Here is a 26,124-nt window from a genome sequence, read left to right on the forward strand (position 1 = left end):
ACTCGTGATCATTGGATTTCCTGACATTCTCAGCATAGTACCGTAAGATACAAGGCTGTATAAATGTACAGAATGTTGACGCGAGTTCCAGGCACCATGCATCAGCGCAAGATCATTCATGTCGATTGTGACTGCTTTTACGCCGCGGTGGAGATGCGTGACGATCCAACCCTGCGGGAGGTGCCGCTGGCCGTAGGCGGCGCCGGCGGCCGGGGTGTGGTGACCACGTGCAACTACAAGGCCCGCGCCTACGGTGTGCGCTCTGCCATGCCGGGCAGTGAGGCCCGGCGGCTATGTCCGGGCCTGGTGACTGTGCCCACAGATATGGGCCGTTACCGGGCGGCTTCCCAGCAGGTCATGGCTATTCTGCGGGAAATGACCGATCTGGTGGAGCCGTTGTCACTGGACGAAGCCTTCCTCGATGTCTCCGAAATTACCGATCATAAAGGCAGCGCCACATTGATGGCCCGTTACCTGCGCGAGCGCATTCGCCGCGAGGTCGGCATTACGGTGTCAGCGGGTGTTGCACCCAACAAATTTCTCGCCAAGATTGCCAGTGACTGGGAAAAGCCCGATGGCCTGTTTGTTGTCCGGCCTGAGGACGTCGACGGCTTTGTCCGTACATTGCCGGTACAGAAGCTGTTCGGCGTTGGGCAGGTGACTGCGGCCAAGCTCAACGCCCTGGGTGTCGAGACCTGCGGCGATCTCCAGGCCATTGGTCCGGAAGTGCTGATGGACCGTTTTGGCAAGCAGGGTTACCGTCTGCACGAGATGGCACACGGTCGTGATGACCGGCCGGTGGTGGTGTCGCGCATTGCCAAATCAATCAGTGTCGAGCGTACTTTTTCCCAGGATCTGCCTGACCGAGCCGCCTGCGAGACGGTGATGGCGTCGCTGGTCGCGGATCTGAATCTGCGGCTGACCCGGAAGGGCGGGCGCAAACCGATCCACAAGCTGTTCATCAAAATCCGCTACAGCGACTTTTCCACCCATACCCTCGAACGGGTCCGCGAGCATGTGCAGGAGCCGGAATTCGACGACTATCTGCCCTTGCTCAAAGAGCTGGCGGGCGAGAAAGATCGACCTGTGCGGCTTCTCGGGCTGGGGGTGCGATTCCGCAATGACGATGCGCCAGTCACGCAGCTGCGGCTGTTTGACTGAGCTCAGCCCGGGAACAGCAGCAGGAAGTCGCCCAGCAGGTAGTGCATCGACAGACACCCCAACAAGCCGCCAATCACCGCTCCGGCAGCAACGTCGGTAGGGTAATGCAGTCCCAGCACCACTCGTGAAGCGGCAACACTGAGGGTGAAGGGCAGGATGGTCAGAGCAAAAGCGGGGCTGGCCATGAACAACATGGTCTGAAAGCAGGCCGCGTGCAGGGTGTGACCGGACGGAAAACTGTATCGGTCCAGAGGTGGCGTGCCACAGTTAATGGACGGGAAGGAAATAAACGGTCGCTCTCGAATCAGGTGTCGTTTGAGCAGTTTGTAGGTCAGGGTGCAGGTCAGACCGGTCAGGGTCATGAGTAAAGCCAGCGCTGGACCTTCAGTTGGCCAAAGGAAGGGAGTGGTCAGAATCAGTGCGTACCAGAACCAGCCATCGCCCAGGCGGCTGACCAGTCGGAAATAGCCGAGCACTGAGGGGACGCCGGCAACCCGGTTGATGGCTGGCAGAACGCGTATTCCCTCTGATCCACCAGTTCAAAGAAGCGAGATGCTTTGGTTGTCGATGGCATGATATCGGGTCCTGGCTGTTTGCGTGAAAACCAACTGTTCGAACTGTTCAATTTGCGAGTTCCAATCCAGCTCGAGGGCGTCCAGTCGGGCCTGGGCCCGAATGCGATTCAGTAACGTCGGCTGGTCGGCCAGCCGCAGGGCGCCGTCGACAAAGTCTTCGTCCTCCTGCAGATCGGCTTTCATGCCGTTCTCCTCGTGCCGCAGGTGTTCGCTGGCGGCGCCGTCGTCAAAAGCAACCACTGCCAGCCCGCTGGCCATGGCTTCGAGCACCACGTTGCCAAAGGTGTCGGTTTTGCTCGGGAACAGGAACAGGTCGCCGGAGGCATAGTGTCGAGCAAGGTCTTCACCGCGCCGGGTGCCGCAAAAATGTAATCCGGGTGTTGCTCGGCCAGTTGCCGGCGCATCGGTCCGTCACCCACCAGGATGAACCGGGCCCGAGGGTGCAGGTTGCGAAGTCGCTCGAAGCAGGCCACCGCCATGCGTAGATTCTTTTCCGGGGCCAGCCGGCCAACGTAGATCACCGCGCGCTCATTAGCCTTCAGTCCCCATTGCGCCCGTAATTTCTCATCCCGTTTATGGGGAGCAAACCGGGTGCAGTCTACGCCGCGGCTCCAGAGTCCGGTGGGCCTGATACCCATGGCAGCGGTGGTCTGTGCCATTTTCCGGGTCGGCACCAGAGTGATCGACGTGCGATTGTGAAACCAGCGGCCATAGGCGCATAGAAGGCGTTCGAGCACACCAACGCCGTAGTAGTTGCTGTAACTGTGAAAGTTGGTGTGAAAGCCGGAGCTGACTGCCAGGCCCAGGCTATGGGCCGCCGAAACCGCCGCTACGCCCAAGGGGCCTTGGGTGGCCACATAGATGACATCGGGCCGGTCCTGTTTCCAGAGTTTGCGAAGAGTTCCACTTCGAGCCAGGCCAAAACGCAGGTCGGCGTAGCCGGGCAGTGGCAGGCCGGTAACCAGGTGTTCCCGACTGAACAGTGCCTGGCCCGCTTCGGCGACCAGGCCCTTGCATTCTTGGCGCTGACGAGGCCGGATCACGGTAACCCGATGGCCTCGCTGCATCAGACCCTGGCACAGGTGCCTGAGCGTGTTCGCCACGCCATTGATTTCCGGCGGAAAGGTCTCAGATACAATGGTAATGTGTTGTTGGCGCCGTGCGGCCTGAACGGTCTCGGTCACGATGATTCCTGGGGTTCCCCTGACATGTCCCTACTATGGAAACCGGGCGTGACAGTTCTGCGACAGTCCCATGACAATCCCTTTACCCGTTCCACCATCCGATGCGGAGACACTATGCAAACGCGAAAGCTGGGAAATACTGACATTGATGTCAGCCTGATCTGCCTGGGTACCATGACCTGGGGGGAGCAAAACACCGAGTCGGAAGCCTTTGAGCAGTTGGACTACGCAACCGAGGCTGGTGTGAACTTCATTGATGCTGCGGAGATGTACCCGGTGCCACCCCGGGCTGAAACCCAGGGTTTGACCGAGCAGTACCTGGGAAACTGGCTGGCGCGCCGCGGTCGCCGTGACGACCTGGTGATTGCCTCCAAGGTGGCGGGGCCGGGTAATGGCCTGACCTACCTCCGAAACGGCCCCCGCTTGACCCGCGAACACATCAGGGAGGCTTGCGAGACCAGTCTGAAGCGCCTGCAAACTGATTACATTGATCTTTACCAGGTGCATTGGCCGGATCGGAGCACCAATTTCTTCGGTCAGTTGGGTTACCAGCAACCCGGAGGAGAGCTCGACCCCCATTGAAGAGACTCTGGAAGCGCTGGATGAGCTGGTTCGGGAAGGTAAGATTCGGCAGATCGGGTTATCCAACGAAACGCCTTGGGGCACCATGGAGTATCTGCGCCTGGCCCGGGAAAAGGGCTGGCCGCGCGCGGTCAGTATCCAGAATCCCTACAACCTGCTGAACCGGTCGTTTGAAGTGGGTATGGCTGAAATCGCCCATCGCGAACAGGCCGGTCTGCTGGCGTACTCGCCCCTGGCGTTTGGCATGCTTTCCGGCAAGTACCTGGGCGAGAGCTGGCCGGAGAAGGGCCGGCTCACCCTGTTTGAGCGGTTCAAGCGTTACAGCAACAGCCGCGGCATGGCCGCAACCCGGGCCTATGTGGAGCTGGCACGGGAGCATGGGCTGTCACCGGTGGAGTTGGCGCTGGCCTACGTCAACAGTCGCAGTTTTGTCACCAGTAACATCGTGGGCGCTACCACCATGGCGCAGTTGAAGGAGAACATCGGGTCCGCAGCCATTACCCTTGATCAGGATGTGCTCGACGCTATCGAGGCGTTACACACGGAGTTCACCTATCCCTGCCCATAACCGGCGGCCCGGTCCCGGCAAATGCCGGGGCTGGGCGTTGTCTGTTACACGCTGAAATACCCTGGATTATTTTTTGACATAAACGGGGATGTTCGCTGACAAAACAGTGGCGATTTTGTGTTCAATTTCACATCTTTCCGGTGTTTAATCATTAGACTTTAGCCTTAGGTATCATTACAATCCTTTCGGTTTCCAGGTCGTTGAAGTGTCATGATTATTCGCATCTTTGTCGCATTACTAGCCCTTAATCTAGTCGCCTTTGTTGTCCGCGCCGAAGCTGCTGAGCGCGTGTTCGACGAATTTGGCGAAACAGTCACCGTCGAGGACGTTTACGAGCTCCAGGAGCGCATGTCTGGTGATTTTGAAGATGGCCCGGTCGAGGCTGTCAGTGAGATTGGCTCCCGACTGTTAACGCTGACCCTGAGCCGCTCCGACCATGGTGGCAAACGATATGCGTCCGAGCCGGCCCGGCCCGATCATGGCATCGCGCTGCTTAACGAAGGTGCCTGCCTGAACCTGAAGTGGAATTTCTGACTTTCTCCCGATCTCGTTTGTTCTTGCCCTCGCATTGCTAATCTCTCTGTCGTAAACCTGATCTGGCGCATTGCCAGCGTTCAGGTGTCGTGTGATCATCGCCCGTAACAACAGCCGTATTGATCCATAAGGAGCTTGGCAATGGCGACTGATACTGGTCGACGTTCACACGATGTAGAGGCTTGTGTTGATGCAGTGATTGACCGGGTGGGGAAGACCATCACGCTCGGCCTGCCCCTGGGGCTGGGTAAACCCATCCGTTTCGTTAACGCCCTGTACCAGCGTGCGAAAGTTGATCCTGAAATACAGCTGCACATTGTTACCGCCCTGTCGCTTTTGGCGCCCAGGGGTGGCTCGTCACTAGAGAAACGATTCCTGACCCCCTTTGCCGACCGGCTCTACGGTCGGATTCCGGAACTGGCCTACGCCAGGGACGTCTCCGCCAACCGTCTCCCCGATAACGTGCAGGTTTCCGAGTTCTTCTTTAAAGCCGGCAACTATCTCAACAATAAATCGCAACAGCGGCATTACGTCTGCAGCAATTACACCCATGCGGTTCGAGATCTGATGGCGCAGGGTGTCAATGTGGTGGCCCAGATGGTCGCTCCGGGTGAACTCGCCGATCGCGAGGGCATGGTCAGTCTGAGCTGTAATCCGGATCTGACCCTCGACCTGATCCCGGAGCTGCGTGCCCGGGAAGAGCAGGGCACGCCGGTGGCGCTGGTGGCGGAAACGAATCGAAACCTGCCCTGGATGGATCGCCATGGCGCCGTGGAAGAGTCGGTGTTTGATGTGGTGTTCGAGCAGCCCTCCACCGATTACCCGTTGTTCTCGGCGCCGGAGATGGCCATCAGCCGGAAGATCATCTGATTGGTTTTTACGCCAGCGCCCTGTTGAAAGACGGCGGCACCCTGCAGGTGGGCATCGGTTCCCTGGGGGCGGCGCTGGTGCACAGCGCCATCCTCCGGCACAAGGACAACGACCACTGGCGCTCGGTGTACGATCACCTGAGAATTGCCGAGCGCTTTCCCGTGGCCGAAACCGACGGCGGCACCGGCCCGTTCGAGCGAGGGCTGTATGGCTGCAGCGAGATGATGGTGGATGGTTTTCTGTACCTGATGCAGGCGGGCATTCTCCGGCGCGAGGTCTTCGAGCATGCCGGCCTGCAGACACTGATCAATCGGGGCGAACTGAGTGAGCAGGTGACGATGGCTTCCCTGGATGTGCTTCGCCGCGAACAGCTGATCGATTCACCCATGCGGGCCCGGGATGTGGCCTGGTTGGTCCGGTTGGGCATCCTTCGGGATAGCGTGGAATTCCGGGGTGGCCGTTTGCTTGTGGGCTCCGAGTCGGTGGATGGGGATCTGGATGATCCTCAGGCCCGGGAGGCCATTGAGTCCCTGGCGCTTGGGTCGCGGCTGAAGGGCGGAGTAACCATGCACGGCGGCTTCTACGTCGGCCCCGAGAGTTTTTACCGGGCGTTGCGGGACCTGAGTGACGAGCGCCGGGATCAGATCTGCATGACCAGCGTGAATTTCATCAATCACCTGTACGACCATCGCTTTGGTGACCAGCGGCTGAAAGTGGCACAGCGGCTCCACAGCCGGTTCGTTAATTCCACCATGATGTATACCCTGGGCGGTGCCGCAGTTTCAGACGGGCTGGCGGATGGGCGCGTGGTCAGTGGTGTAGGCGGACAGTACAACTTCGTTGCCATGGCCCACGAGCTGCCCGGAGCCCGCTCCATTGTGACCCTGCGGGCGACTCGCCAGTCGGGCGGTAAGACCCTCTCCAATATTGTCTTCAATTACGCCCACTGCACCATTCCCCGGCATCTGCGGGACATTGTCATTACCGAGTACGGTATCGCCGATCTGCGGGGCCAGTCCGACGAGCAGGTCTATCTGCGGCTGATCCGCATTGCCGATTCCCGTTTCCAGCCCGGCTTGCTGAAGCAGGCGCAAAAGGCCGGCAAGGTGGCCGCAGATTTCCGCCTGCCGGCGGACTGGTGTGACAACACGCCGGAAGCTGTTCAGGCTGCAATTGCGGCCGGGGGCGATGCCGATGTGTTTCCGGCGTTCCCGTTCGGACGGGACTTTACTGACGAGGAACTGACGTTAGGGAAAGCCCTTAAGACCCTGAAAGCCGCAACGGCAACCCGCCGTGGTAAACTGTGGACACTTCTGCAGGCTGTCAGAGCCAGGGATCACGACAACTGCTTCGCTTCATTGCTCGAACGCATGGGGCTGGCGCAGCCATCGGGGCTGCGGGCAAAGCTGGATCAGCGCCTGGTGATTTACGGTCTGCAACTGAATGACACACCAACCGACACAGGAAACCCAGAAGCCTGATGGATGTCTCACAAACCAAACCTGACGTTTTCACCGTTCATTACGTGCTGAAAAACAAGATCGGCGAACTTGTCGATACTTCTGAAGGCAGCGAGCCGCTGCACTTTATCTATGGCAGCCCGGACATCATCGAGGGTATTCAGAAAGCGGTGAAGGATCGCAATGTCGGTGATTGCCTGGAAGTCACGGTACCGCCGGCGATGGCCTACGGCGAGCATAACCCGGAGCTGATCCGCAAGGTGCCGCGCTCGCTGTTTGAGGGGGTCGAGGATCTTCAGATCGGCATGAAGTTCCAGACCAATACCGGTGATGAGGCGCAGATCGTTCAGGTTGTCTCTATTGACGGCAATCTGGTCAAGGTTGATGCCAACCATCCGCTGGCCGGCTTCACCCTGTACTTCGATCTGGAGATTGTGGGCCGCCGGGAAGCTACTGAGGATGAGATGGCCCAAGGCCGTCCGCTGTTTTGATGCAGTCGTCCCCGGCGTGGTCCAGCTCCCCGGCCTGAACCTGCGACAGACCGGCCTGAACGGTATTTCGGAGCTGGAGAGCCAATTGCGATGAGCTCAGCTCGGGCTTGACCCTAATCGCCGGGTGAAACACAACATCGACCTGAGTTGGCGGCTGTTTCAGCAGCGTTACCAGGTGGTTGTGGAAGGCGTCGTCGCCTACGAACGGAGCCAGATGGTCCGGGCGTCCCGCGCGGCGATAGCTGATGGTGACTGGTTGGATCGGCGCCCCGCAGTCGGTGGCGGCGCCGAGTAACAAACCGTGAAAGGGAAGCACTGTTAATCCGAAACCGGTGGTGCCTTCCGGAAACACCAGTACCGATTCCCCCGCCTGCAATTTTTCCGTAATCGAAGCCCGGACCCGCCTGGCCCGCCCACCCCCGCGTTTGATAAACAGGGTGCCGGCCTGTTGCGCCAGCCAGCCAATGATTGGCCATTCGCTCACTTCCGCTTTCGACAGGAACAGGATCGGGGTCAAGCTGCCCAGAATCGGGATATCGGACCAGCTGATGTGGTTGCTCACGTAAAGGACGTTGCGTTCGGGTGGGGCGCCGTGAACCCGAACCTCAAACCCGAGACACCGGCACGCCCACAGGAAACATCGGCGCGCCCAGGGCGTTCGATCAATTTGCCGGCGGGTCAGCATGTCGAAGGCCAGGAGGCTGGATGCCAGCAGCACGGTCGCTGCCAGGAACAGGCAAAATGCAGCCAGCCGAAAGGTGAGTCTGAGCCATGCCATGGCAGGTCTCCTGTTTTTTGCCGTCTCACTGGCAGTCTGTAAGCTCCGTTAATAGGCCCCAAGAGGCCTTAAGAGGCCTTGCCCAGGAAATGGCGGCTGTAGCGAGTGGCCAGATTGTTCACTTCCAGCAAGACCAGCAAATCGGCGCACCGGAACTCCGGATCCCAGCAGGGTTCGCCGCATACCTTGGCGCCCAGACGCATGTAGGCCTTGATCAGCGGTGGAATCATGACCGCTCGGGTTTCATCAATAACATGGGTCAGATGCGGCAGTTTTCGTCGCGGAAACACGCGATACTCGTCGTCTGCCAGGTATTCGTTCTGCAGTTGACGAGCGATCCGCCAGGCTTTCAGGCCGCCATCGGCCATGCTGATGCTTGCACAACCGATCACATAGTCCACCTTGCGGGCCATCAGGTATTCAGCCACGGCAGACCACAGCAATCCTATGGTCGCGCCATTGCGGTAGTCCGGGTGCACGCAGGTGCGCCCTAGCTCGGCGACGGTGCCCGGCAACTGGTTCAGCGCCGACAGATCAAATTCGCCAGTGGAATAGAAGCCGCCGACCAGTTCGGTGTCGGCCTGATGCAGGATGCGGGTAGTAGCTACGAGCTCACCACTGTCACCGTCGGTGACGATCAGATGGTCGCAGACGGCGTCGAAGGAGTCGCGATCCAGTCCGGGCACCTCGGCGCCCAGGTCGCTGCCGTATTCGTCGGAAAATACCTGGTAGCGCAGACGCTGCGCCGCTTCAATCAAATCGGGGCCGCGGGTGATGGCGCTGGTCAGGCGACGGGCGCTTCGACGTGGTCTCGCGGTTTGTGCAGTCATGGCATGGTCTCTTTTGTGTCCATTTCCCGACAAGCCTATGAAGCCGGTGTGACACACCCATGACGACGGAATGACGTCTATATGACAGATCGCGATTAGCTGATGTAGGTGAAGCGCTTTGTCACGGGCTGTAACAGAGTCCGGGTTCCATGTATATTTCTGAATAGCATGTATAATTGCTGTTACCGGAGGTTGTCTGTATTGTCGGGCAAACGGTACGACTCACAATTGGAAAAACAAAATCAGAGATGGATGGCGTGGAACAGACAAACGAAAGTTGGCGAATTCTCATTGTTGAGGACGACGAGCGACTGGCCGAGCTGACCCGTGAGTATCTGGAGAGTAACGGTCTGCAAGTCTCGCTCGAAACCCACGGTGGTGCGGCTGTTGAGCGCATCCGCAACGAGCAGCCGGATCTGGTGGTATTGGATCTGATGTTGCCGGGCGAGGATGGCTTGTCGATCTGCCGTCGTGTGCGCCCGTTCTATTCCGGCCCCATCATCATGCTGACAGCCCGCACCGATGATCTGGATCAGGTCCTCGGCCTGGAAATGGGTGCCGACGATTACATCGGCAAACCGGCTAAGCCGCGAGTGCTGTTGGCTCGCATACGCGCCATGCTACGCCGGGTGACGGAAGCCGGACAGGCGGCAAGTGACGAAGCCAATGGCGAAGAGCCGGTTCGTTTACAGTTCAACGATCTGGTGGTCGATCGGTCCATGCGCGAAGCCTGGCTGAGTGATGCCAGTATCGACCTGACCAGTGCGGAATTCGATCTGCTCTGGTTGTTGGCGAGCAACGCCGGACGGGTGCTGAGCCGCGAGGAAATCTTTACCGCCTTGCGTGGCATCGAATACGACGGTCAGGATCGCTCCATTGATGTTCGGGTCTCTCGTATCCGGCCAAAAATCGGCGACGATCCCATCCATCCCCGTCGAATCAAGACCGTCCGCAGTAAAGGCTACCTGTTCGTAAAGGAAGCCTGACGATTCAGTCTCTGGAGCCGGTGCGACCTCTATGAAAGGCGCCGGCGTTCCGTACCAGGGTTCATGACATGCCCCTGATGTTCTTTCTCAAGCTTTATGCTCGCTTTGCCGCCCTGGTGATGCTGGTTCTTGTTGTCTGTGTCGCTCTCTTCGTGGGCGTCAATTCAGTCAGATCCCAGTTCTGGCACGAGCGTTTCCCCGAGCCGCTGATGCGCTGGCTCCAGTCCGACCCCGATGCAGCCGAGCGTTATCACTGGCTTGGCACTCTCTACGACTTCGAAGTAACTTCCCCCGACGAGCTGACGCTGTCTCCGGTAACGCTGGAGCGCCTCGGTTACGATCAGATTGTCTCCCTGGCCAGTCCGGCTGGTTACCGAATTCTTGCTGCCGGGCCTGGCGGCCGGGTGTTGCAGATGGAGTTTGACGATCCCTACCAGGAAGTGGCTGAAGCCGTCGCCTGATCGTCCGTTGGCATTTGCGGGCGACCGGCCCGGATGAGCGTGCCGGCCTGACGTCCCAACTTGCCGAGGCGCTCAATGTCGAGGTGGCGTCGGTGAACGATGTCGGCCTGCTGCCATCTGATGAAGTGCTTGAGCAGGTAGCCAGCGATGGCCTGGTGTTTTACCAGGAGGGCCCAGTCGGTAAGGGGCATGTGTTGTTGCAGCTTGACGATGGTGAGCTTTACCGGGTTGCCATGCCGCCGCCGTTTACGCCCTGGGCCTGGCCGGTCATTTTGCTGCTGGTAGCAGTGGTGGGTGGAGTGCTCGCGGTCGCGGTTTTCCTTGGTGTACGTGCGGTCGACAGTAACCTGCGGAAGGTTGAGTCGGTGGCCGTTCGGATTGCCCGCGGTGAGATGGGCGCCCGGGTGGAAACCGGGTCTGGCACCCTGGTTGCCCGCCTCAGCGCCTCCTTCAATGGCATGGCGGAGCACATTCAGCGTCTGGTCAATGTGCAGCGCGAAATGATTCACGCGGTCTCCCATGAGCTGCGCACGCCGGTCGCCCGCATCCGGTTCGGCGTGCAGATGATCGAGGACTGCCAGGATGAAGGGCGGTTGCAGAAGCAGCTCGATGGCATCGATGGCGATATTCAGGAACTGGATGAACTGATTGATGAAATTCTGACCTACGCCCGGCTGGAGCAGGGCGGGCCGGTGTTCTCGTTGCAGGAGCGTCGGTCACCGATCTGGTCCGGCAAGTGGTGTCGGAGCAGCAACTGATTCGACCGGCACTGAAAATCGAGGCTGATATTGACCCAGCTTCCGAGCAATGGGCCCTTGCCGATGTCGAGCCGCGTTATATCCACCGGGCTGTTCAGAACCTGGTCGGTAATGCAGGTCGGTACGCCGCTGGCCAGGTGCTGGTGCGTTGCCACATCGACGAGGACAACTGCCGGATCGACGTCGAAGATGACGGCTCCGGGGTTCCTGAGGAAGATTGGGAGAAAGTGTTTACCGCCTTTGCACGCCTTGATGACAGCCGCACCCGTACGTCTGGCGGATATGGCCTGGGCCTGTCCATTGTCCGACGCATCCTTTACTGGCATGGCGGGCAGGCTTTTGTGGGCCGCAGTAATGAATTGGGTGGGGCGCGTTTCAGCCTGGTATGGCCGCGTAAGAAGCCGATAGACTATTGTGTGACTTACAGCTCAGGGTCTAACCAGATGTAACAAAGTCGCTACACAACCGCTACGGACGAACGCGACCGCTTGGCTAATACTAAGAGTGTAAGGGATGGCTTTTGAGGTTGTAGTTCTTACGAACTTTCCTTGTTTCATTCGTCATTTGAGGGCCGGTTTTCCGGCCCTTTTTTTATTTTCCCCTCCTTTTTTGCCCCATTCGGTCTCCTCGTTTTTCCACTACTGCTAGAATCCGGGAAAAACAAACGGAGATCTTTATGCCTCGCTACCTGCTTGCCATCGATCAGGGTACTACCAGCTCTCGCGCCATCGTGTTTGATGACACCGGTGCCAGTGTTGCTTCTGACCAACAGGAGTTTCACCAGTATTTCCCCCAGGACGGCTGGGTTGAGCACGATGCGATTGAGATCTGGGAAAGTACGCTGGCGGTTTGTCGCAGTGCCTTGGAAGAGTCAAATGTGTCGGCGGCAGACCTGTCGGGCATCGGCATCACCAACCAGCGCGAAACCACGGTGATCTGGGAGCGCAGTACGGGCAAGCCCATCTACCACGCCATTGTCTGGCAGGATCGACGCACCGCTTCAGTGTGCACAAAGCTCAAGACTGATGGTCATGAGGATGCGGTGGTGGAGAGCACCGGTCTGCTGATCGATCCCTATTTCTCGGCCACGAAGATAGCTGGATTCTCGATAACGTCGAAGGTGCGCGGGCTCGCGCTGAGGCCGGTGAGCTGGCCTTCGGCACCGTTGATAGCTGGTTGCTGTGGAATCTGACCGGTGGCGAGTCCCATTGCACTGACGCGACCAATGCTTCTCGTACTGCCTTGTTCAACATTCACGACCAGAACTGGGACGATAGGCTGCTGGAGCTGTTCCGGGTGCCCCGGTCGTTACTGCCCGAGGTGCTGGATAGCGCTGCCGATTATGGTACTACCCAGGCGGATTGGCTGGGTGCGCCGGTAGCCATTGCGGGCGTTGCCGGCGACCAGCACGCAGCCTTGATCGGGCAGGCGTGTTTTGAGCCGGGGATGGCGAAGAGCACATACGGCACCGGCTGTTTTTTGATGCTGAACACTGGCGATAAGGCTCTGCGGTCGGAAAACCGGTTGCTCACTACCATGGCCTACCGCCTCAATGGCAAGCCCTGCTATGCCATGGAGGGCAGTATCTTTGTGGCGGGCGCTGCCATGCAGTGGCTGAGGGATGGCCTGAAGCTGATCAAACATGCCAGTGAATCGACGGCGCATGCGGAGTCAGTAGGTGTTGAGAATCCGGTATACCTGGTGCCCGCGTTCACCGGTCTGGGCGCACCACACTGGGACCCGCATGCCCGAGGCGCGATCATGGGGCTGACGCGGGATACCGGAATAGCTGAAATTGTGACCGCCGGTCTTCAGTCCGTGTGTTACCAGACCAAGGATCTGATTCGGGCCATCCAAAACGACGGCGCCCACCTGAAAACCTTGCGGGTGGATGGTGGCATGGTGGTCAACGACTGGGTGATGCAGTTTCTCGCCGATATCCTCGATGTCACCGTGGACCGTCCCAAAATCACTGAGACAACCGCTCTGGGCGCGGCCTATCTGGCAGGCCTGCAAACGGGGGTCTACTCCAGTCTTGAAGAAATCGCCAAACTCTGGGAATGCGAGCACCGATTCGAGCCGCGCATGGGGCCCTCGCTGCGGGAGTCCCTGTACGCTGGCTGGATCGATGCTGTTGAGCGTGTCTGCAACGACTGACTGCGGTCAGACGTTGCGCTCAAACGCAATGAGGTGATCAGCTTCGACGCGCACCGGCACGTGTTCGCCCAGGTGAAAATCGAGGTGGCTTCGGAACAGTGCCTCGAACTCGGTGTCTTCAGAACATCGGAAACGGTAGAGCGTTGAGGTTCCGGCAAAGGTTTTTTCAATCACTTTGGGGCGAAGCTCGGAGTCGGCATCGTAGACGATGTCGTCGGGGCGGATGAGAACATCCACCAGGGTGCCGGCTGACCAGTTGTAAGCCCGGTTGCCGTGAATCACACCCAGTTCGGATTCGATGGTATCCGGCCCCAGGGTCTTCCCGGGTACGAAACCGCCCTGGCCAACGAAGCCGGCAACGAAGCGATTCGAGGGTTCGTGGTACAGGTTGTAGGGGACGTCCCACTGTTGGATCTGACCGTCGCGAAGCACCGCCACCTGATCGCACATGGCAAAGGCTTCCTGTTGGTCGTGGGTGACCAGGATGGCGCTGATGCCGAGCGTCTTCAGTATGTCCCGCACATCGAGGCTTAACCGGCGACGCAGGTCTGCGTCCAGGTTGGAGAAGGGCTCGTCCAGCAGGATCAAAGTCGGTTCCGGGGCCAGGGCGCGAGCCAGGGCGACGCGCTGTTGCTGGCCACCCGACAATTCGTGCGGGTAGTTATTGGCCAGGTCCTGCAGGTGCACCACTTCGAGCAGTTCCGCCACTTTCTGATGCTTCTCGGCCTTGGACATGTCGCGCAGGCCAAAGCCGACGTTGTCGGCGATGGTCAGGTGCGGGAACAAGGCATAGTCCTGGAACACCATGCCCACCCGGCGTTTCTCCGGCGCCAGCGTCCGGCCGGGCAGGCTGATGGCCTGGGAGAGCAGGCTGATCTCGCCGCCGTTAAGGGGCAGAAAGCCGGCCAGAGCTCGCAAGATAGTGCTCTTGCCGCAGCCACTGGGACCCAGCAGACACCCGATGTCGCCATGGCTGAGGGCAAAGCTGACGTCCTTGACCACGGAGTCACCCCCGTAACCGCAAGAAAGGTTGTTCACCTCAAGCAGCCAGCCGTCCGGGGAGTGGGTGGGAGTATGCATGGGGTTAGTCCAGCTGGTTAAGGATGAGAAACTCCAGCAGAGCTTTCTGGGCGTGCAACCGATTTTCGGCCTCGTGCCACACCACCGAACTGGGATGTTCCATCATGTCAGCGGAAATCTCCTCACCACGGTGAGCCGGCAAGCAATGCATGAACAGGGCGTCTTTGTCAGCCACTTGCATCAACGCCGGGCTGATCTGATAGCTTCGGAAGGCCTGTTCACGGATCTTCTGTTCCTCTTCCTGTCCCATGGACGCCCAGACGTCGGTGACCAAAAGGTTGGCCTTGCGCGCCGCTTCAGCCGGATCCCGGAACACGGTTACCCGGTCGCCATGGGCTTTCAGCAGCCCGGCATCGGGCTCGTAGCCTTCCGGGCAGGCAACATTAAGATGAAAATCGAACTGCGCCGCCGCATTGACGTATGAATGGCACATGTTGTTGCCGTCGCCAATCCAGGCCACGGTGGCACCGCGAATGCTGCCACGGTGTTCCCGGTAGGTTTGCATGTCGGCAAGCAGCTGGCACGGGTGAAAATCGTCAGTCAGGGCGTTGATAACCGGGGCCCGGGAAGCGGCGGCGAAGCGTTCGACCGTGTCATGGGCGAAGGTACGGATCATCACCGCATCGACCATGCTGGAAATGACAATGGCGGAGTCTTCAATCGGTTCTCCGCGACCCAGCTGGGTGTCCCGGGGTGACAGGAACAAGGCCGAGCCGCCCAGCTGTGCCATCCCGGCTTCGAACGACACCCGGGTCCGGGTCGAGGATTTCTCGAAGATCATTGCCAGGACGCGGTTCTTGAGAGTGTCCCGCACCTTACCTTGATGCCACTCATCCCGGAGTTTGGAGGCATGATCCACCAGGCTTTCCAGCTCGGTGGTGGTCATGTCATTCAGTGTCAGAAAGTGTCGTGCCGCCATGCATTGGCCCTTATGTCAACGAAGCCCGGCATCACCGGAGTTGGCGAATACGTTGCCTGAAAAAATGGGCCAACAAGTCTAGCCCTTCGTAGCAGGGATGACAACGCTGTGGCGCCCGGCTGAGGCGGTCAGCGAGGTGCCGTGTTTGGTGCGGTCTTCGCTGGACGTGTACAATAGACGGCAAGTCCGTTGCCCATTGGCAATTCCGTTTCCGATCAGAGGTGAATGTTCATGGACATTAACGAAACCATCAAAAGCCAGCTCTCCGATAACCCCGTCATCCTGTACATGAAGGGTAGCCCCCAGGCACCCCAGTGCGGCTTTTCCGCCAAGACGGTTCAGGCTCTGATGGCCTGTGGCGAGCGCTTCGCATTTGTAAACATCCTGGACAACCAGGAACTTCGTGAAGCCCTGAAGGTATATTCCAGCTGGCCAACCTATCCCCAGCTGTACGTCAACGGTGAGCTGGTTGGCGGTTGTGACATCGTCCTCGAAATGTCTGAGAGCGGTGAGTTGGCTAAAATTGTCAAGGACGCTGCCAAGCAGGCCGAAGCCTGACTTGACCGGTTCAGAACCGGTTCGGGGAGAACACCAGTTCAATCTCGAACCGGCTCTGGCCGCCGACCGGAGGCTCCGGATAGGGGCTGGCGGCCAGTGATGCGCGGTAAGCCGCATCATCTATTCGTTTAAGACCCGTCGATTTCAGTACCCTCGCCCGAGTCAGGGCACCATTGTTCAGCAGTTGAAGTTCGATCTCCATCGCCCTCCGTTCCGACAGTTGGGTGATCGCTGGCTCTCTCAATTTTTCCAGCGCGTGACCAAGGTGGACTGCCAGTTTGACGAGGTAGGGGTCTTGCTCGTCCGGTGATTCGGTGATCCGGGTGGCAGTTGCTACCGGTTGTGGCTCCACTAGAGGAGCCTGCTCGCCTGCGCGGGCGGGGGTGCTGGTCATGGTGCTGGTGGTTTGGGCAACGGGTTCAGACTGTGACCTTTTTGTCTCGGTCTGAAGAGGGGAGACCTCAAATCTGGGGTTGCGGTTATTGGCCAGTGCCGTCGCCGTGGGACGTTCCGGGCGGGTTACTGTGCCGGGGGCGATCAACTCAACGCTGACGCGATGGTGGGCATCGTCGGGCTCCTGAAACGGCGACGGAAACCCGGACAGTAGCAGCGTGTGGGCCAGAAAGGCCGCCGACATCGCAAGAGCTATACGATAACCGGCCGGCAGGCTGTGCTTGGGGCCTTCTGTTTGCTGAATCAGACTCAGGCTGTTTTGCTCCGCAGGCTGCCGACTACCGCGTCCAGGGCCCGGTCGATCAGGGCGCCTTGTTCAAGCAGGGTCAGGCGGCCCCGGCGCATTTCGTGCGCCAGCTCAATCCGGTTCTTCTCGATGACCTTCAGGCCCATGCGGTTAACGAACACGAAGCAGTCCGCCTCTTCGATGATCGCCGACAGCTTGCAGCGGAAGCTGGCACCATTCACCAGGCGGAATTCCACCCAGTTGCCAATTGCGATGGTATCGATCTGGGCTACGTACTCCGAAATCGCTGCGTCTTCCAGTTCCTGCTGGCGCTCCACTGCGGTCTGGTGCAGCGTGGCAATGTCTTGCTCGGGCTCGGCTGGGGAGTCCTGTCGTGCTTCGATAGCGGCGTTGGTCCGGAAGGCTTCGGCGAGCTCGTGCTTGAGGTGGCCGATCATTACATCCAGTTTCGATGAGTTGTAGGAGACCTCTTCCAGTCCGGCGCGAAGCGTCTTGAGAAGACTGGGGACCACCCGTACCCACTGATCCCGTTCGTCGTCTTCCTGGTGCGGGTGCAGGCACCAAATCAGGTCGTCGACGACACGCACAGATTCGTTCCAGCGATGCTCTACGTCGTCCCGCAGGTACGCAAGGAACATTACGCGGCTCCAGCCATTCATCAGGATATCGTGGATGGTTTCAGGCAGTTTGTAACGGGAGACTTTCTGCTTCAGCAGGTTGTCGACGGTTTCCTGAGCCCGCTGAGACTTGATGCGGCCACGCTCGGATTCCCGGGTGCGCTGCTCGACGAGTGAGGACTTCCGGTTCTCTTTCTCGAGGAACTGGTCAAATTCTTGGTTCAGGGTTTCGAACAGGGCCACGTCTCCGGTGAATTCGTTGAGAATCCGCTGAACAATGTTATGGATCTGGTTGTACAGCTTGTCTTTTGCCTTTTCATCGCTGGAGCTCCAGCCAATGCCGGCGCGGGCCATGGAGTTGAGCAGGCGCCGAGCCGGGTGGTTGGCCTGGCTGAAAAAGGTCTTGTCCCGGATCACCACTTTCAGAATGGGGATCTGCAATCGGCTGATCAGAACCTGTACTGGCGCTGACAGGTTGTAATCGTCCAGGATGAACTCGAACAGCATGGACACCAGGTTGATGAGGTCTTCATCGAACTCGTCCAGCGCTGGCTTCCGGCCATCGCCGGCATCGGCCTGGGATAGAATCTGCTGGACCACGTAGCGGAGATCGATGGTGATTGGCTCGCCGTCGCTGAGGTTGCCGTTGATCGGGCGGGTATCCGGCAGGGGCAGGGCGTTCAGAAGATCTGCCAGCTCGGAATCACCAACCAGACGAATGCCCGGATCGGAGGCGCGTGGCGGAATTCCAGCATTAGCCCGTTGCAGGGCCAACATCTGACGAATTTGTTCGAATACCGCGCTGTTGCTTGCGGCCTCGGCGCTGGATTGCTCCGTTGCCTCTGGCGCCGGGGGCGGTGCATCCTTGGTGGATTCGGCAGTGTGTTGCGTGCCGGCCTTGCCATGGTAGCGGAAATTCGGGATCACACCGGCCTGAATCAGAATCCGGTTGGCCTCGTCCAAGAGCATGCCCAGGTTGGATACCACGTAGCGATCAAACTGCTTGAGCAGGATGAGACGCTCACGAATCTGGATTTCCAGGGCTTCAATGGCTTCGGTGAAGGCGCTGCAGAGATGCTCGGGAGCCATCGGATTGACGGGGGATTCTTCGGTCGCTTCGGAGTAGACCTGGCCGAACCGGGTTTGCAATTGCAGCAGCGGGCCCTGGAAATGGGCCTTGGCTTGGTGATCATGGCATTCAGGGCGACCTGTTCTTCCAGGTCCTCATCGCCGACCAGCGACAGGCTCTCGGAGCTGGCCTGTTTGCTCAGGATCTCTTCCTGACTATGGCCGGTGTGCGGTGGATTCGAAAAGAAGTGGGCGACGGCGCTCTGGAAATGGCGCTCAACGCCTTTGCGCTTGATTCGGATCTCGCGCATAGCCTCAAAGTAGCGATTCTGTTCGTTGTTGCTGCGCGCATTGTTGGCGAGCTCGAACAGTGAATCGTCGACGGCATCGAATGCGCCCTGCATCAGATCGCCCAGCCCGGCGACCACCGTGTCACGGATGCGGGTAACCTCCGCAGGGACCGGTTTTTTGTTGCCCGCTTCCCTGTGCTCGCGAAGGTAATGTATGCCGGACTGCTTGTTCATGGCAGACTCCTTTTACGCCTCAACCGGATACATGACCGAGCAAAAATCCTGATTTTCTAATTATTGGTCAAATTTACCGCATTTTCAGCAAAGTTAACATCACTAAAGCCAGACCTGCGACCGACGTCAAAAAACGGTGCATGTGTCAGGCACTGTATTCGGTAATACTGGCCCAGTTCTCCGTACCGCCAGTGAGAGCCTGGGAAGTATCGGGTTGAGGGGCTCAGGGGTGGGGCAGCCACCCAACGCTGGGCGATGGGGCCAGGGGCCTGCTCCCAAAGATTACTTATTCGTCACCATTCTAAGTGTTGGTGGCGAATCCATAAGGGTCAAGAAAGCGGTTAATATTTGATCTTTCTAAAGTCCGCTTCTTCATAACTCCGGGGTCTATAGCGAGCCCGGAGTTTACTTTGTCACTGAGCGCTTACGGCGTTTGCGTGGGTGGACAATGGCGGCCTTGACCACGTTATCTTTGATCTGGAGCACTTCAACGCAGTGCCCTTCGACTTTCAGGCACACGTTGGTGTCCGGAATGTTCTCCAGGGTTTCGGTGATCAGTCCGTTCAGGGTTTTCGGGCCATCGATCGGCAGTTTCCAGCCAGAGTCTTGTTGATGGTGCGCACGGCAGCGGTGCCATCGATAATAAAGGTACCGTCGTCCTGGGGGATGATGTCAGGGCTGGTGGCCGCGTAGTCGGTGGTGAACTCGCCGACGATCTCTTCCAGTATGTCCTCCAGGGTGGCCAGGCCGAGCACGTCTCCGTATTCGTCAACGACCACACCGAACCGACGCTTGCCTTTCTGGAAGTTGATCAACTGGGTATTCAATGGCGTGCTTTCGGGCACAAAGTAGGGCTCCTGGCACAGCTGCATGATCATGGCCTTGTTGACTTCCTCGTGCAGCAGCAGCTTGGAGACGCTGCGCAGGTGCAATATGCCCTTGATCTCGTTAATGTCGCCCGAGAACACCGGCAGGCGGGTGTGCTGACTGCTTCGGAGCTGACGCAGGATTGTGTCGGTATCGTCTTCCAGGTCGATACCCACCACTTCGTTGCGCGGCACCATGATGTCGTTCACCGTGACCTTTTCCAGGTCCAGAATGCTGACCAGCATGTCTTTGTGCTTGGCCGGTATCAGGGCGCCAGCCTCGTTCACCAGGGTGCGCAGTTCTTCCCGGCTGAGGTGGTCGGTAGCCGCGTCCTCCGGCGAGATGCCCAGGAGTTTCAGGATTCCGCCGGTGAGCAGATTCACCGCCCAGACGATGGGGTAGAGAATTTTCAGTAGCGGGCCAAGGATGTAGCTGGCCGGAAAGGCGATTTTCTCGGGGAAAAGGGCCGCCAGGGTCTTTGGGGTGACCTCTGCAAAAATCAGAATCACCACGGTCAGCAAGATGGTTGCGATGGCAATGCCGGCGTCGCCCCAGATCTTGATGGCGATGACCGTGGCGATCGACGACGCAAAGATGTTCACGAAGTTGTTGCCGATCAGGATGACCCCGATCAGCTGGTCGGTTCGCTGAAGCAGCTTTTCTGCCCGGCGTGCGCCCCGGTGACCGGTTTTGGCCAGGTGTTTGAGGCGATATCGATTCAGGGACATCATGCCGGTTTCCGAGCTCGAGAAGAAACCGGACAACATGATCAGGCCGACGAGGAGGATAAACAGCGCGGTCAGCGATGTTTCGTTCAAGGGGTGTGTCCTTATATTACCGACAAGTGGGGAAAATAGGGTGTGGCCAAGGTCGGTGTCAAGTTATGAGGTCCGGGCTCAGGCACCTTTCTGGAACAGCAGTTCCAGGACGAATTTGCTGCCGTAAAACGCCAGCATCAGCAGTGCGCAGCCTGCCAGCGTCCAGCGACTCGCAGTCAGGCCGCGCCAGCCCCTGGTATAACGCCCGATTAGAAGGGCGACGAAAACCAGTAGGGAGAGCATGGAGAATACGGTTTTATGCGCCAGGTCCTGGGCAAACAGGTCCTGTACAAACAGGGCGCCGGTCGCGATGGCAAGAATCAGCATGACCACGCCTGCCCAGACCATCTCAAACAGCAGCGACTCCATGGTCTGCAGCGGCGGCAGATTCCGCACCAGCAGACTGTTGTAATTGCGTTTCAGTTGACGGTTCTGGAAGTAGAGCAGGGTTGCCTGGATGGCAGCGAGAGTAAACAGGCTGTAGGCTGTGACCGACAGTGCGATGTGTGACAGCATGCCGTAGCTGTCATCCGAGACCAGCTCGATGGCGTGTGCGTTACCAGGGCCAGGATGATGGTCAGGGTGGCCAGCGGATAAACGATCAGGAACAGGTTCTGAACCGGCTTTCTAAGGTTCAGGCCCAGCAACATAAGGACGATCAGCCAGGAAATCAGCACTGAGCTTTTAAAGAAGCCGAAGTCGAAGCCGCCGTCGTGATGGACGCTTTGGGCTATGAGCAAACCGTGGCTGATCAGTGCGAGCACCCCGATCAGGGTGGTGATGGCGAGATTGCTGGTAATGCGTCCCCTGAAATGCAAAGCCTGCAGCGCGGTGCCGACGCTGTACAGGAAAAGAGCGGTGACCGCGAGAATCAGCGTTCCCATAACTTCCTTATATACCACTGTTATTACAGGAGATCGGTGGTTCGTTTCACCGATTTGACCGGGCTGGTCGTTTCAGGGCGATAGTCTGGTTATAATGTCGCGATTATGCAACTGGAATCAAGGCGCCGAGCCGGCACCTGCACTCCATGCACTCAATTTATCCGGGGTACGGAAGAGCAACATGTTTGAGAACCTCCAAGACCGACTTTCCGGTAGCCTGCGCAAGATTTCCGGTCAGGCGCGGCTAACCGACGACAACATCAAGGATACGCTGCGCGAAGTTCGGATGGCGCTGCTGGAAGCGGATGTCGCCCTGCCGGTCGTCAAGGATTTCGTCGAAGGTGTCCGCACGCGGGCCATTGGCCAGGAAGTTCAGCGCAGCCTGACGCCTGGCCAGGTGTTCGTGAAGGTGGTCCAGCAGGAGCTGGAACGCGTCATGGGCGAGGGCAACGAGTCCCTTAACCTGGCAGTGCAACCGCCGGCGGTCATCATGATGGCCGGTTTGCAGGGTGCGGGTAAAACCACAACCGTTGCCAAGCTGTCTCGCTTCCTTAAAGAGCGCCAGAAAAAATCAGTGCTGGTGGTCAGTGCCGACGTATACCGCCCTGCCGCTATCCGGCAGCTGGAAACCCTGGCTGGTGAAGTGGGTGTGGAGTTTTTCCCCAGCACTGCCGAGCAGGATCCGGTGGATATTGCAGAGGGTGCAATCGACGCGGCCCGCAAAAAGCACATTGATGTTGTCATCCTGGACACCGCCGGTCGTCTGCACGTAGACGAACAGATGATGGGTGAGATCGGCCGACTGCATAAAGCGGTGAATCCGGTTGAGACCCTGTTTGTCGTTGACGCCATGACCGGTCAGGATGCCGCCAATACCGCAAAGGCGTTCAATGATGCACTGCCATTGACCGGTGTTGTGCTGACCAAGACCGACGGCGACGCCCGTGGCGGTGCGGCGCTATCCGTTCGTCACATCACTGGCAAGCCGATCAAGTTCCTGGGCGTGGGTGAGAAATCCGACGCCCTCGAGCCCTTCTACCCGGACCGGGTTGCTTCCCGGATTCTGGGGATGGGCGATGTGCTCTCCCTTATAGAGGAAGCAGAGCGCAAACTGGACCAGAAGAAGGCTCAGAAGCTCACTAAGAAAATTAAGAAGGGTAAAAGCTTCGATCTTGAGGACTTCCGGGACCAGCTCCAGCAGATGAAGAGCATGGGTGGCATCGGTGGTCTGATGGATAAGTTGCCGGGCATGGGGCAAATGGCCCAGATGGCGCAGCAGCAGGTCAATGACAAGTCCATGGGGCAGATGGAGGCCATTATCTGCTCCATGACGCCGAAGGAGCGTCGCTACCCCGATACCATCAATAATTCGCGCAAGCGTCGAATCGCATCCGGCTCTGGCACCCAGATCCAGGACATCAATCGTCTGCTCAAGCAGCACAAGCAAATGCAGAAGATGATGAAAAAGTTTGGCAAAAAGGGTGGTATGGCGAATATGATGCGCGGACTTGGTGGTATGATGCCGCCCGGCGGCGGTGGTGGAGGTGGAATGCCTCCGTTTGGCCGTATGTAAAAAGCCTTACACCGAAAACGGGGAATCAACGTGTTTCCCTGTTTTCATTGGCGCTTAATTAGCATAGAATAGCGCCCCTTTCGAGTATGGGTCTTCGCGCCAACTGCGTTTCAGCTGGCGTGAATCGTACAAGTTTCGTACAACAGAACAGGATATTGGTTAAATGGTAAGCATCCGTTTGGCTCGTGGTGGCTCCAAGAAGCGCCCGTTCTATCATCTGACAGTTACCGACAGCCGCAAATCTCGCGACGGTCGTTTCATTGAGCGAGTTGGCTTTTTCAACCCGGTCGCCCGCGGTCAGGAAGAGCGTCTGCGTGTAGATCGTGAGCGCGTTGAATTCTGGATGGGCCAAGCGCCCAGCCGAGTGAGCGCGTTGCCCAGCTGCTGAAAGGCGCTGAGTAAGTACGATTTAAGACCGGGGTTTATGGCATGACACAGACTTCGCAGGAAACTGTGATCGGCCGGATTACCTCGGTGTTTGGGGTCAAGGGGTGGCTAAAAGTTTACTCCTTCACGGACCCCAAGGACGGAATCCTGAACTACCGCCACTGGACTCTAGAGCTCGACGGTAGACGTATTCCGGCCAAGCTTGAGGAAGGTCGCCGCCAAGGGCAGGGGATCGTCGTCAGGCTTAAAGGCATTGATGATCGAGATGTTGCTCTCAAGTACTGTGGTGCAGAGGTCAAAGTCGGCACTCATGAGCTGCCAGAGCTCCCGAAAGGTGAGTTTTACTGGTTTCAGCTTGAAGGTCTTGAGGTATCTACGGTCGACGGTGAGTGCCTGGGAACAGTGCACCACCTGATTGAAACGGGTTCCAACGACGTCCTCGTGGTGCAAGCTTCGGCAAGCTCCATCGATCAGCGCGAGCGTCTGATTCCTTACCTGCCGAGCAAGTGGTCAGGGATGTGGATCTGGCAGCGGGCCGAATGGTCGTAGACTGGGATCCGGAGTTCTGACGGGTGTGGATTGGCGCAGTCAGTTTATTCCCGGAGATGTTCAGTGCGGTAACTGACGTTGGGATTACGGGAAGGGCAGTTCGGGATGGTCTTTTGACCTTCCAAAGCTGGAATCCCCGTGACTACACCCATGATCGTCACCGCACCGTGGACGACCGGCCATACGGTGGTGGGCCGGGGATGCTGATGAAAATTCAGCCTCTCCGCGATGCTATCAGTGCGGCACGGGAGTCGGCACCTGGCAAGGCCTGTGTAGTGTATTTGTCACCGCAAGGTGAAACGCTGAATCAGTCCGTTGTTGAGTCCCTGGCGGCGGAAGAACGACTGATTCTGGTGGCGGGCCGATACGAGGGTGTGGATGAACGCCTGATTGCGACGGAAGTCGATCGGGAAGTGTCGCTGGGTGATTTTGTACTGTCCGGTGGCGAACTGGCGGCCATGGCTGTCATTGATGCGGTTACACGCCTCATCCCCGGAGCGCTGGGTCATGCGCAGTCGGCAGAGCAGGATTCCTTTGCTGACGGTTTGCTGGATTGTCCGCACTACACTCGGCCCGAAGTTTACGAAGGTCAGGCGGTGCCGGATGTTTTATTGGGCGGTCACCATGATCAGATCCGGCGTTGGCGACTGAAACAGTCGCTGAGGCGAACCCTGGAGCGACGCCCCGACCTGCTGGAACAGCGGGTGTTTACGGATGAAGAGCGTCAGCTACTGGAAGAGATTTTGAACGAACCGGGTGCCTCTGAATCATCAGGGCATTAAAAGATTGGGTATCAGGAGCATTACGATGAGCGGCAAGAACAACATCATCAGTCAACTTGAAGCAGAACAGATGACCAAGGAAATCCCTGCCTTCGCGCCGGGCGACACCGTGGTCGTACAGGTTCGCGTAACCGAGGGTAACCGTGAGCGTCTGCAGGCGTTCGAGGGTGTTGTCATCGGCAAGCGTAACCGTGGCATGAACTCCTCCTTCACCGTGCGTAAGATTTCCTACGGTGTTGGTGTTGAGCGTACTTTCCAGACCTTCTCCAAGCTGATCGACGGCATCAGTGTGAAGCGTCGTGGTGACGTGCGTCAGGCCAAGCTTTACTACCTGCGCGACCTGTCTGGTAAGGCAGCTCGTATCAAGGAAAAGCTGGGCTGATCAGCCATTCGCTGAGCAGAACGCTTGTAAAAAAGGCAGCCACTGGCTGCCTTTTTTGTGTCTGTTTGTCCGGTCAGGCATGCTACTGTCAGAGCGACTGCATGGGATTTGAGTATTGAGACTCGAAGATGAGCCATCATTGCCCGTTTTACCGATGCCATCTGGCTGGAGGACGGGTTGGGCGAGAAGACGCGGCAAGCGTACCGCAGTGATCTTGTTCGCCTGGCAGACTGGTTGCACGAACAGCCGGGTCAGCCCTTGCTCACGGCCGTGCGCCGAACCGATCTGCTGGCGTGGATGGCCAGGGGGTTGGCTGAGGGTGTAAAGACCTCCACTGCCGCCCGGCGCTTGTCCGGCTTGCGGCGCTTCTATCGGTTTCTGTTACGCGAAGGCGTAATTGCTGAGGATCCGACTCTGCGCATCGACAGCCCCAGCTGCCGCGCCGGTTGCCGGATTCGTTGACCGAAGAGGAAGTGGAGTCGCTGCTGGCCGAGCCGGACCCTGAAGCGCCCATTGAGCTGCGGGATCGGGCCATGCTGGAAATATTGTATGGTTGTGGCTTGCGGGTGTCTGAGCTGACCCAGTTACGGGTAGACCAGGTCAACTTGCGTCAGGGTGTGGTCCGGATTTCCGGTAAGGGTGGCAAGGAGCGCCTGGTGCCGTTGGGCGAGGAAGCGGTCGATTGGTTGCTCCGCTACATGAAAGAGGCGCGCGGGGAGCTGCTGAAAGGACGTTCCTGCGACGCGCTGTTCCCCGGTAACCGGCCAGAGGCGATGACCCGGCAAACCTTCTGGTATCGCGTTAAGCACTACGCAAGCCGGGTAGGGATTCGCAAGCATCTCTCCCCTCATACCCTGCGGCATGCCTTCGCAACCCACTTGCTGAATCACGGGGCGGATTTGCGCGTGGTGCAGATGCTGCTCGGACATTCCGACCTCTCCACCACGCAGATATACACTCACGTTGCCCGCCAACGTTTGCAGTCGCTGCACCAGTCGCATCACCCCCGTGGCTGAGCCGG

The 26,124-nt window shown here is 58.5% G+C and carries 17 protein-coding genes and 10 pseudogenes; 17 read left to right on the forward strand and 10 right to left on the reverse strand.

Features of this window, described 5'->3' with window-relative positions:
- Positions 1-96: 96 nt before the first annotated feature.
- Positions 97-1,161 carry a DNA polymerase IV gene (gene dinB, locus AU14_RS09025; protein WP_041340424.1) on the forward strand — a complete coding sequence of 355 codons (1,065 nt, stop codon included), beginning with the start codon at positions 97-99 and terminating at the stop codon, positions 1,159-1,161.
- Positions 1,162-1,163: 2 nt separating this feature from the next.
- Here dinB and AU14_RS09030 read toward each other — a convergent pair whose 3' ends face one another.
- Positions 1,164-1,637 (reverse strand): phosphatase PAP2 family protein, encoded by a 474-nt coding sequence (locus AU14_RS09030; protein WP_236744571.1) that lies wholly within the window; start codon positions 1,635-1,637, stop codon positions 1,164-1,166.
- Positions 1,638-1,700: 63 nt separating this feature from the next.
- A pseudogene (locus AU14_RS23790) lies at positions 1,701-2,920 on the reverse strand (glycosyltransferase family 4 protein).
- Between the two features lie 114 nt (positions 2,921-3,034).
- On the opposite strand from AU14_RS23790, the pseudogene AU14_RS09040 reads away from it, so the two are divergent.
- From AU14_RS09040 to AU14_RS09055, 4 genes and pseudogenes are all read left to right on the forward strand, one after another.
- A pseudogene (locus tag AU14_RS09040) lies at positions 3,035-4,070 on the forward strand (NADP(H)-dependent aldo-keto reductase).
- A gap of 210 nt (positions 4,071-4,280) precedes the next feature.
- Positions 4,281-4,604 carry a hypothetical protein gene (locus tag AU14_RS09045; RefSeq protein ID WP_041340426.1) on the forward strand — a complete coding sequence of 108 codons (324 nt, stop codon included), beginning with the start codon at positions 4,281-4,283 and terminating at the stop codon, positions 4,602-4,604.
- Positions 4,605-4,745: 141 nt separating this feature from the next.
- A pseudogene (locus AU14_RS09050) lies at positions 4,746-6,955 on the forward strand (acetyl-CoA hydrolase/transferase C-terminal domain-containing protein).
- The gene (locus AU14_RS09055; RefSeq protein WP_041340429.1) at positions 6,955-7,425 is read left to right on the forward strand and encodes an FKBP-type peptidyl-prolyl cis-trans isomerase; all 471 of its coding nucleotides are present in this window, start codon (positions 6,955-6,957) and stop codon (positions 7,423-7,425) included. Before AU14_RS09050 ends, AU14_RS09055 begins: the two are co-directional and overlap by 1 nt.
- On the opposite strand, the gene AU14_RS09060 is transcribed toward AU14_RS09055, so the two are convergent.
- Both AU14_RS09060 and AU14_RS09065 read right to left on the reverse strand, forming a co-directional pair.
- A complete protein-coding gene (locus AU14_RS09060) occupies positions 7,385-8,203 on the reverse strand; it encodes a lysophospholipid acyltransferase family protein (RefSeq protein ID WP_041340430.1) in 819 nt (272 codons plus the stop codon). The two genes, AU14_RS09055 and AU14_RS09060, sit on opposite strands and share 41 nt — an antisense overlap.
- 68 nt (positions 8,204-8,271) lie before the next feature.
- A complete protein-coding gene (locus AU14_RS09065) occupies positions 8,272-9,033 on the reverse strand; it encodes a GNAT family N-acetyltransferase (RefSeq protein ID WP_041340431.1) in 762 nt (253 codons plus the stop codon).
- A 248-nt stretch (positions 9,034-9,281) separates the two neighbouring features.
- On the opposite strand from AU14_RS09065, the gene AU14_RS09070 reads away from it, so the two are divergent.
- The 5 genes and pseudogenes from AU14_RS09070 (at position 9,282) to glpK (ending at position 13,395) form a co-directional block, all read left to right on the forward strand.
- Positions 9,282-10,019: a response regulator gene (locus AU14_RS09070; protein ID WP_041340432.1), complete on the forward strand. Its 738-nt coding sequence runs from the start codon at positions 9,282-9,284 to the stop codon at positions 10,017-10,019.
- A 68-nt stretch (positions 10,020-10,087) separates the two neighbouring features.
- Positions 10,088-10,480, forward strand: a complete 393-nt coding sequence (locus AU14_RS23795) for a hypothetical protein (protein ID WP_407942836.1) — start codon at positions 10,088-10,090, stop codon at positions 10,478-10,480.
- Positions 10,481-10,494: 14 nt separating this feature from the next.
- On the forward strand, positions 10,495-11,238 hold the full coding sequence (locus AU14_RS23800) for a histidine kinase dimerization/phospho-acceptor domain-containing protein (RefSeq protein WP_407942837.1): 744 nt from the start codon (positions 10,495-10,497) through the stop codon (positions 11,236-11,238).
- Positions 11,220-11,687, forward strand: a complete 468-nt coding sequence (locus AU14_RS23805) for an ATP-binding protein (RefSeq protein ID WP_407942838.1) — start codon at positions 11,220-11,222, stop codon at positions 11,685-11,687. The genes AU14_RS23800 and AU14_RS23805 overlap by 19 nt, the downstream gene beginning before the upstream one ends.
- Positions 11,688-11,914: 227 nt before the next feature.
- Positions 11,915-13,395 (forward strand): annotated as a pseudogene (glpK, locus tag AU14_RS09080) (glycerol kinase GlpK).
- A gap of 6 nt (positions 13,396-13,401) precedes the next feature.
- Here glpK and AU14_RS09085 read toward each other — a convergent pair.
- The gene (locus AU14_RS09085; protein WP_041340433.1) at positions 13,402-14,475 is read right to left on the reverse strand and encodes an ABC transporter ATP-binding protein; all 1,074 of its coding nucleotides are present in this window, start codon (positions 14,473-14,475) and stop codon (positions 13,402-13,404) included.
- A gap of 4 nt (positions 14,476-14,479) precedes the next feature.
- The gene (argF, locus tag AU14_RS09090; protein ID WP_041340435.1) at positions 14,480-15,394 is read right to left on the reverse strand and encodes an ornithine carbamoyltransferase; all 915 of its coding nucleotides are present in this window, start codon (positions 15,392-15,394) and stop codon (positions 14,480-14,482) included.
- 231 nt (positions 15,395-15,625) lie between these two features.
- On the opposite strand from argF, the gene grxD reads away from it, so the two are divergent.
- On the forward strand, positions 15,626-15,952 hold the full coding sequence (grxD, locus tag AU14_RS09095; RefSeq protein WP_041343812.1) for a Grx4 family monothiol glutaredoxin: 327 nt from the start codon (positions 15,626-15,628) through the stop codon (positions 15,950-15,952).
- A gap of 10 nt (positions 15,953-15,962) precedes the next feature.
- On the opposite strand, the gene AU14_RS09100 is transcribed toward grxD, so the two are convergent.
- From AU14_RS09100 to AU14_RS09115, 4 genes and pseudogenes are all read right to left on the reverse strand, one after another.
- A complete protein-coding gene (locus AU14_RS09100) occupies positions 15,963-16,589 on the reverse strand; it encodes a TonB family protein (RefSeq protein ID WP_052472006.1) in 627 nt (208 codons plus the stop codon).
- Between the two features lie 65 nt (positions 16,590-16,654).
- Positions 16,655-18,861: pseudogene (locus AU14_RS09105) on the reverse strand (DUF1631 domain-containing protein).
- Positions 18,862-19,266: 405 nt separating this feature from the next.
- Positions 19,267-20,546: pseudogene (locus AU14_RS09110) on the reverse strand (HlyC/CorC family transporter).
- A 78-nt stretch (positions 20,547-20,624) separates the two neighbouring features.
- A pseudogene (locus AU14_RS09115) lies at positions 20,625-21,430 on the reverse strand (cytochrome C assembly family protein).
- A gap of 181 nt (positions 21,431-21,611) precedes the next feature.
- Between AU14_RS09115 and ffh the strand changes: the two are divergent.
- The 6 genes and pseudogenes from ffh to xerD all read left to right on the forward strand — a co-directional run bounded on the left by ffh (position 21,612) and on the right by xerD (position 26,119).
- Positions 21,612-23,003: a signal recognition particle protein gene (gene ffh / locus AU14_RS09120; RefSeq protein WP_041340439.1), complete on the forward strand. Its 1,392-nt coding sequence runs from the start codon at positions 21,612-21,614 to the stop codon at positions 23,001-23,003.
- Positions 23,004-23,166: 163 nt separating this feature from the next.
- Positions 23,167-23,405: pseudogene (gene rpsP / locus AU14_RS09125) on the forward strand (30S ribosomal protein S16).
- Between the two features lie 27 nt (positions 23,406-23,432).
- Positions 23,433-23,959, forward strand: a pseudogene (gene rimM, locus AU14_RS09130) (ribosome maturation factor RimM).
- Between the two features lie 3 nt (positions 23,960-23,962).
- Entirely contained in the window at positions 23,963-24,721 is a 759-nt protein-coding gene (trmD, locus tag AU14_RS09135; protein WP_041340441.1) for a tRNA (guanosine(37)-N1)-methyltransferase TrmD, read from the forward strand.
- A gap of 25 nt (positions 24,722-24,746) precedes the next feature.
- On the forward strand, positions 24,747-25,103 hold the full coding sequence (rplS, locus tag AU14_RS09140; protein ID WP_041340442.1) for a 50S ribosomal protein L19: 357 nt from the start codon (positions 24,747-24,749) through the stop codon (positions 25,101-25,103).
- A gap of 135 nt (positions 25,104-25,238) precedes the next feature.
- A pseudogene (gene xerD / locus AU14_RS23290) lies at positions 25,239-26,119 on the forward strand (site-specific tyrosine recombinase XerD).
- The last annotated feature ends 5 nt before the right edge of the window (positions 26,120-26,124 follow it).

The sequence above is a fragment of the Marinobacter similis genome (assembly GCF_000830985.1).
GTDB lineage: Bacteria > Pseudomonadota > Gammaproteobacteria > Pseudomonadales > Oleiphilaceae > Marinobacter > Marinobacter similis.